The sequence below is a fragment of the Sphingopyxis sp. genome (genome assembly GCF_019459305.1).
GTDB lineage: Bacteria > Pseudomonadota > Alphaproteobacteria > Sphingomonadales > Sphingomonadaceae > Sphingopyxis.
The window spans coordinates 1-6,417 of sequence record NZ_JAIBES010000123.1 but is presented as its reverse complement, the minus strand read 5'-3'; the positions used below and the strand labels follow the sequence as shown (position 1 = coordinate 6,417).

Genomic DNA, 6,417 nt, shown 5'->3' with positions numbered 1-6,417 from the left:
CTTCCCGGCGACGGCCGCACATTTTCCCCCCCCCCGCCCCCCCCGCCTGCGCGCGCGCCCACCCGCGACGGCCGCTAAACCGGCGGGCTGGCCCGGCGGGTCGAGGCGCTCGCGCGCGACTGGAGACCCGACGTGATCCACGCACATTCGCCCGTGCTGGACGGGCTCGCGGCGCTGCGCGTCGGCAAAAAGCTCGGCATCCCCGTCATCTACGAAATTCGCGCCTTCTGGGAGGATGCGTCGGTTGGCAACGGCACCGGGCGCGAAGGCAGCCTGCGCTATTGGCTGACCAAAAAACTGGAGACACATGCGGTGAAAGCCGCCGATGCGGTCGCGGTGATCTGCGAAGGCCTGCGCGGCGATCTGATCGCGCGCGGCATCGACCCGGCCAAAATCACCGTGTCCCCCAATGGCGTCGACCTCGACCTGTTCGGCGATCCCCCGCCGCGCGACGATGCGCTCGCAGACACGCTGGGGATCGCCGCCGACGATGCGGTGATCGGCTATATCGGCAGCTTCTACGATTATGAGGGCATCGACGACCTGATCGCGTCGATGCCCGCACTCGTCGCGGCGCAGCCCAAAGCGCGGCTGCTGCTCGTCGGCGGCGGGCCGATGGAGGCGGCGCTGAAGGCGCAGGCCGCGGCATCGTGTGCGGCGGCGCAGATCCATTTCGTCGGGCGGGTGCCGCATCAGGAGGTCGAGCGTTATTATTCGCTGATCGATATCCTCGCCTATCCGCGCAAAAAGATGCGGCTGACCGACCTCGTCACCCCGCTCAAACCGCTCGAAGCGATGGCGCAGGGCAAGCTGGTCGCGGCGTCCGACGTCGGCGGCCACCGCGAACTGATCGAGGATGGCGTCACCGGCACGCTATTCGCCCCCGACAATCCCGAAGCGATCGCCGATGCGCTGGCGATGCTGCTCGAGAATCGGGGCATTTGGGCGGAGCGAAGGCGCACCGCACGTATTTTTGTCGAAACCCATCGTAACTGGTCATCAAACATTTTACGTTACGAGCCGGTTTACCAGCGATTGCTGCGCGGCGCTGCCTGAGCGCGCCGCCCCGGATGACGACATTTTGGCCCCGCACGGGGCGCACGGAATTGGACGATATGGACGAGACCAGCGACAACCCCGGCCAAGGCAAGGCAAGCGCGCTCCTCCGCACGCTGCGCCCCGCCATGCCCGCGGTGATCGGCGCCGCGGCGCTGACCTTCATGTTCGCCGCGGTGATGCCGATGTCGTGGGTCGCGGGGATCTCCTGGAACCTCTATCTTGATCGGCTGTCGGACTATTTCGTGCCGCCGGTCGGCAATGCTGCGCGACTGATCCTGGCCCTTGGCATGGCCGCAATCGCTTCGCTGATCGCGGGGCTGGTCGCGCTGCTGATCGCAGAGCCCGAAGCTGCGGGACTGTCCTCGCTACGCGGGCGCTTCCGCCGCGAGTCCACGGTGGCTGCCGACGAGGATAGCGACGCCTTCTGGACCCGCCGCCGCCGCGTCGATCTGCATCCCGACGATCCGCTGCGCCCGCCGATCCGCGCCGGTCGCGATTTGCCCGCCGGCGGTCTGGGGCCGCTGAACGCCGAAGTCGCTGCCGCCGACCACAGCGCCGAGGCCAACCTGTGGCTCGACGAATTTGCCGAGCAAAATGCCGACGAACTGGTGCTCGCCGATCTCGCGCCCGAAGACCATGCCGCTGGTGACGAACCCTGGCTGCAACCCGCCGTGATGACGGCAAAGCCGCTGTCCGCCGCCACCGCCGACCATTCGCTCGGCGCGATGGTCGCGCGGCTCGAAGCGGGCCTGGCGCGCCGCCGCGAACCGACTGCGACCGCTGACATCGCTGCGCCCGACGGTGCCGCCGTCGAACCGGATCCCGAAGTGGACTTCGCGCTCGAAGCCGCTCTCAGCACCCTGCAACGGATGACGCGTCAGTCGGTGGGCTGACCTCCCCACCCTTCATTCTTCCACCATTAGAATTTCGATCTGCAATGCGCCTGGTGGGTTGCTGCATTCCACCACCACGACATCGGCGACAACATGACCGGGCAGCGTCCATTCGGCGTTGCCTAACTCGTTCTGTATCGCGGCGCTGACCGCTTTCGCTTCGCCATCCGCCAGCGCGCAGGGAAAGATATGGCGGGCCCCGACAAAATTCGCGCTTGCCCACGGCCGGAACGTCGACGCGCCGAGCGAAAGGCCCGGTGGCATCGCATCCGCGAGCAGGTGGCGCAAACGGCGGTGCGGGCAGCCGGGGCGGCGGGACTGCGCGGGCGACCAGCGGGTCATGTCTGCGCTCATTTGGCGGACTGGCGAAACGACCGTGTCCGCCGGTCGCCCTGCGGCGCGACCCGGCCCGCATGACGCTCGGTGCGCCACATGCTCATGAAATGCTCCAAACGGCAAATCAGCAGGCCGCCCGGTTCGCGGCCCGCGCGCAAATCGCTCACGAGCTTTGGATCGCGTACCGCGGCGCGGCCGAATACGGTGGGCGGCATCGACGATTCCTGCAAAAAGGCATCGATCCGTTGCAACAATGTGCGTTCCATAACTTCCTCCCAGACGGCGTCGACAACCGGGCGACTCACCCGATAGGATAATTCCTATCTGATGCTCGATTTCCTACTTGTCTAGGAAAAATCCGCTTGCTAGGAATGAAATAGGAAGGACTCGCCCATGATCGATCATGTTCCCGATCCGCGCGCAGCGCTCGACCGTCTCTTGACCGACAAGGGCATCGACTATGCGCGCCTGTCGCAGGTGATCGGGCGCAACCCCGCCTATATCCAGCAATATATCAAACGCGGTTCGCCGCGGCGGCTCGCCGAACAGGATCGTACGCGGATCGCCGCCTATCTGGGGGTGTCCGAAGCGCTGCTCGGCGGCCCGGTGCAACGCGTTGCGACTCCGGCGCGGATGCGCGGGCCGGGGATGATCCTCGTCCCGAAACTGGCGATCGGCGCGTCGGCGGGCGCGGGGGCGAGCGTCGAGAGCGAGCCGGTCGAGGGCGAGGTGGCGTTCGATCCCAAATGGCTGCGCGACCTTGGCGCCGATCCGCGCGCGCTCAGCATCATTCGCGTCGAGGGCGATTCGATGGCGCCGACGCTGAACGACGGCGACGACATATTGGTCGACGGCGGCGACGCCGCGGCGCGGCTGCGCGACGGGATTTATGTGCTGCGCATGGACGATGTGCTGATGGTTAAACGCATCGCGCGCGCGCCAGGGCCGGGACGGATTTCGGTGATCAGCGACAATCCGCATTACCGCAGCTGGGACGACCTGCCGATGACGTCGGTGCAACTGGTCGGCCGCGTCGTGTGGACCGGGCGGCGGGTGCGGTGACCTCATCCTCCCTGGCGAAGCCTTGGGAGGGGGACCGTCGCCGCAGGCGCTGGTGGAGGGGCGGCGACATCAGCGCCAAAGCCCCTCCGTCAGCGATTCACGCTGAAACCTCCCCATCGCTGCGCGACAGGAGGATCAGGCAGCGTTTCGCGGCCCTACCGTGGCGCCGCCATCACCGCTTCGATTTCATGGTCTAATACTTCGGCGCGCTGGCATTGGTCTTCATTGCCGTCGCGGCATTTCTCGGCCGCCTTGTCGCGCTGGCGCGACAGCTTGCCCAGCTGTTCCTCCCGCTTGCGTATCTCGCGGCCGCGATTGCGATCCGATTCGTCCTGGCTTGTCGTCGTCCAGTCGGCGACCTGCCCAACCGCCTTGACCGGCGCGGTCACCACGGTTTTCACCGCGCTGAAACAGCCGGCGAGCAGCGGCAGCGCAGCAAGGGCGGTGATGATGGCACGCATGGTCTTCTCCTCGCCGTCGCTATCCGATCGGTGCGCCGCGTCATCGCATAGCGGGCGCGATCTGAACAGAATATTGCGACGGTTCGCCCCCGCGTTGGGGCCCCGTGTCACAGCATTGAAACAAATGGTTAAATTGATGTTTACCAACGTTGCTTAGGCCGAGCCGCGCACCAGCAGTCGCAGCGCGAAGAAAGACCAAGCCCGTCATGGACCATGTTTTGCTACCATCATCGGGCCACGCCGCCGCGGTTGCCGCGGACGCGCACATGGCCGAAGTGATCGAGCTGTTTCGCGGCAATCCCGACCTGCGCGCGCTGGCAGTGCTCGACGCGAACGCGCGCCCGATCGGCGTCATCCGCGAACAGCGGGTGCGCGAATTGCTCTTCTGCCCCTTCTGGTTTTCGCTGATGCAGAATCCGACGATCGGCGGGTCAATCACGTCATTGATCGAAGCCTGCTCCACCGCCGATGTCGCGCGATCGACCACCGAACTGCTGCGCATCGCGGCCGAGGGGCGGGGGCGCGGCGAGTTGATCCTCGTCGACCGCGGCCGCTTCGTCGAGACGCTCGACAGCGGCCAGCTCGCCAAACTGGCGATGCTGCGCGACGTCGAACTGGCGCGGGAGGGCGCGGCGCGAGCGACAAAGGTCGACGACGCCGGGCGCCGGTTTCAGCAAGAGATTACGGCGCTTACCGCGGTGTTGTCCGACATGGCGCATCAGGTCGAAACTTTTGCTGCCACCCTGTCCGATCGCGCGCGGCAGACAGGGCGCGACGCGGTGACGGTCGCCGGGGCGACGGCACAAACGCTGACGGGGCTGCACGAACTGGGCGACCGCGGCCATGCGCTGGCGGCGACGATGGCAAAGATCGTCGACGATGGCTCCCGCGCCCGCGCCATTCGCGGCGAGGCGCATCGCAAAGTCCAGCAGGCGGGCGAACGGGCAGAGGCGCTCAAGACTGCCAGCCAGTCGATCGAACAGATGCTGGCGCTGATCATCGACATGGCGAGCCGCACCAACATGCTGGCGCTCAACGCCGGGATCGAGGCTGCGCATGCGGGAGAGGCCGGACGCGGCTTTGCGGTCGTGGCGTCCGAGGTGAAGACGCTGGCCAGTCAGACACGGTCCGCTGCGGGTGATATTGCGCAATATGTCGATCATATCCGCGACATTGTCGGTCAGGTAGCGGCCGGTTTTGGCGAAGTGGAACGCGCGATCGACGCCAATAATGGTTTCTCCGACGCGATCGACAGTGCGGTCGACGGGCAGAGCGCCACGACGATCATGATTGCGAGCTATGTCGAACAGGCGGTCTCGGCAGGCCGCGAGATCGACCTGCGCGTCCAGGAAATCGGACACGGCGCCACCGCGGTCGGCGATGGCGCGCAGGCGCTTGGCGAATTATCGGCGGGACTGTCGGAGGCAGCACGCTCGCTCGACCAGCGTGCGCGCCACTTCGTCGAAGCGGTCGCGGCCGCCTGAAATCCGGCGTCGGTGCGAAGACTTGCTCGCCTGCCCAGCCCTGATAGGATGACCCGGCGCCGGCGGCGTCCATGGCCACCGGTGGGGAGGAGGGTCATATGACGAATATGCAAAAAGGCTTGGCCGAGTTGATCGGCACATTCTGGCTTGTCTTCGGCGGCTGCGGCAGCGCGGTGCTGGCGGCGGCGTTTCCCGATGTCGGCATCGGATTGCTCGGCGTATCACTCGCCTTCGGCCTGACCGTCGTCACCATGGCCTATGCGATCGGCCATATCTCCGGCTGTCACCTGAACCCCGCGGTTACCGTCGGGCTGTGGGCGGGCGGACGCTTCGAAGCACGCGACATTCCGCTTTATGTCGGCGCGCAGGTGATCGGCGCGGTCATCGCGGCGTTCCTGCTATTCTACATCGCCAGCGGCAATCCCGCCTATGATCTGGCAACCAACGGGCTCGCCGCCAATGGTTTTGATGCCGGGTCGCCGGGCGGCTACGACATTTGGTCGGCGTTCCTGATCGAAATCGTGCTCACCGCCTTCTTCCTGTGGATTATCATGGGATCGACCGACGGTCGCGCGCCCGCAGGTTTCGCGCCGCTCGCTATCGGCCTGGCGCTGAGGCTGATCCACCTGATCTCGATCCCGGTCACCAATACCTCGGTCAACCCGGCGCGCAGCACCGGTCCGGCGCTGGTCGTCGGCGGGCTGGCGATCCAGCAATTGTGGCTGTTCTGGCTCGCCCCGCTGATCGGCGGCGCGGTGGGCGGTCTGCTCTACAAGACGCTGAGCGCCGACACTTTCCCGAAACCGAATATCGAAGGCGAATAACCACTGATCCGGCGGGGGCCGTCGCCTCCGCCGGTCTTACTTCAGCAGGTCGATCGCAAAGGCGCGGACCTCGGCGGCGATGTCGGGGCGTTGCAGCGCGACCGCCAGATTGGCCTGGATATAGCCGGCCTTCGACCCGCAGTCGTAGCGCGCGCCGTCAAAGGTCACCGCGTGGAACGGCTGGGTGCCGATCATCGTCGCCATCGCGTCGGTCAGCTGGATCTCGCCGCCCGCACCCTTCTCCTGCCCTTCGAGCACGCGCATCACTTCGGGCTGGAGGATATAGCGGCCCGAGATG

General features: G+C 66.3%; 7 protein-coding genes and 2 pseudogenes. 5 read left to right on the top strand and 4 right to left on the bottom strand.

Going from position 1 to position 6,417, the window contains the following annotated elements; genetic code table 11:
* A pseudogene (locus K0M74_RS14235) lies at positions 1-1,056 on the top strand (TIGR04063 family PEP-CTERM/XrtA system glycosyltransferase); the annotation flags it as partial.
* A gap of 59 nt (positions 1,057-1,115) precedes the next feature.
* On the top strand, positions 1,116-1,952 hold the full coding sequence (locus tag K0M74_RS14230) for a hypothetical protein (protein WP_293973699.1): 837 nt from the start codon (positions 1,116-1,118) through the stop codon (positions 1,950-1,952).
* A gap of 12 nt (positions 1,953-1,964) precedes the next feature.
* Here the strand turns inward: K0M74_RS14230 and K0M74_RS14225 are convergent, their stop codons facing one another.
* Together K0M74_RS14225 and K0M74_RS14220 are read right to left on the bottom strand one after the other, a co-directional pair.
* Complete coding sequence (locus tag K0M74_RS14225) at positions 1,965-2,294, bottom strand: hypothetical protein (protein WP_293973696.1); 330 nt, start codon at positions 2,292-2,294, stop codon at positions 1,965-1,967.
* Positions 2,295-2,302: 8 nt separating this feature from the next.
* Positions 2,303-2,554 carry a hypothetical protein gene (locus tag K0M74_RS14220; RefSeq protein WP_293973693.1) on the bottom strand — a complete coding sequence of 84 codons (252 nt, stop codon included), beginning with the start codon at positions 2,552-2,554 and terminating at the stop codon, positions 2,303-2,305.
* Between the two features lie 127 nt (positions 2,555-2,681).
* Between K0M74_RS14220 and K0M74_RS14215 the strand changes: the two genes are divergently transcribed.
* On the top strand, positions 2,682-3,350 hold the full coding sequence (locus K0M74_RS14215; protein WP_293973690.1) for a S24 family peptidase: 669 nt from the start codon (positions 2,682-2,684) through the stop codon (positions 3,348-3,350).
* Between the two features lie 155 nt (positions 3,351-3,505).
* Here K0M74_RS14215 and K0M74_RS14210 read toward each other — a convergent pair whose 3' ends face one another.
* Entirely contained in the window at positions 3,506-3,958 is a 453-nt protein-coding gene (locus K0M74_RS14210; protein WP_293973687.1) for a hypothetical protein, read from the bottom strand.
* Positions 3,959-4,017: 59 nt separating this feature from the next.
* Here K0M74_RS14210 and K0M74_RS14205 point away from each other — a divergent pair, with 59 nt between their 5' ends.
* Positions 4,018-5,295 (top strand): methyl-accepting chemotaxis protein, encoded by a 1,278-nt coding sequence (locus tag K0M74_RS14205; protein WP_293973684.1) that lies wholly within the window; start codon positions 4,018-4,020, stop codon positions 5,293-5,295.
* A 98-nt stretch (positions 5,296-5,393) separates the two neighbouring features.
* Positions 5,394-6,119 carry an aquaporin Z gene (gene aqpZ, locus K0M74_RS14200; RefSeq protein WP_293973681.1) on the top strand — a complete coding sequence of 242 codons (726 nt, stop codon included), beginning with the start codon at positions 5,394-5,396 and terminating at the stop codon, positions 6,117-6,119.
* Between the two features lie 36 nt (positions 6,120-6,155).
* On the opposite strand, the pseudogene K0M74_RS14195 reads toward aqpZ, so the two are convergent.
* Positions 6,156-6,417 (bottom strand): annotated as a pseudogene (locus K0M74_RS14195) (UTP--glucose-1-phosphate uridylyltransferase); the annotation flags it as partial.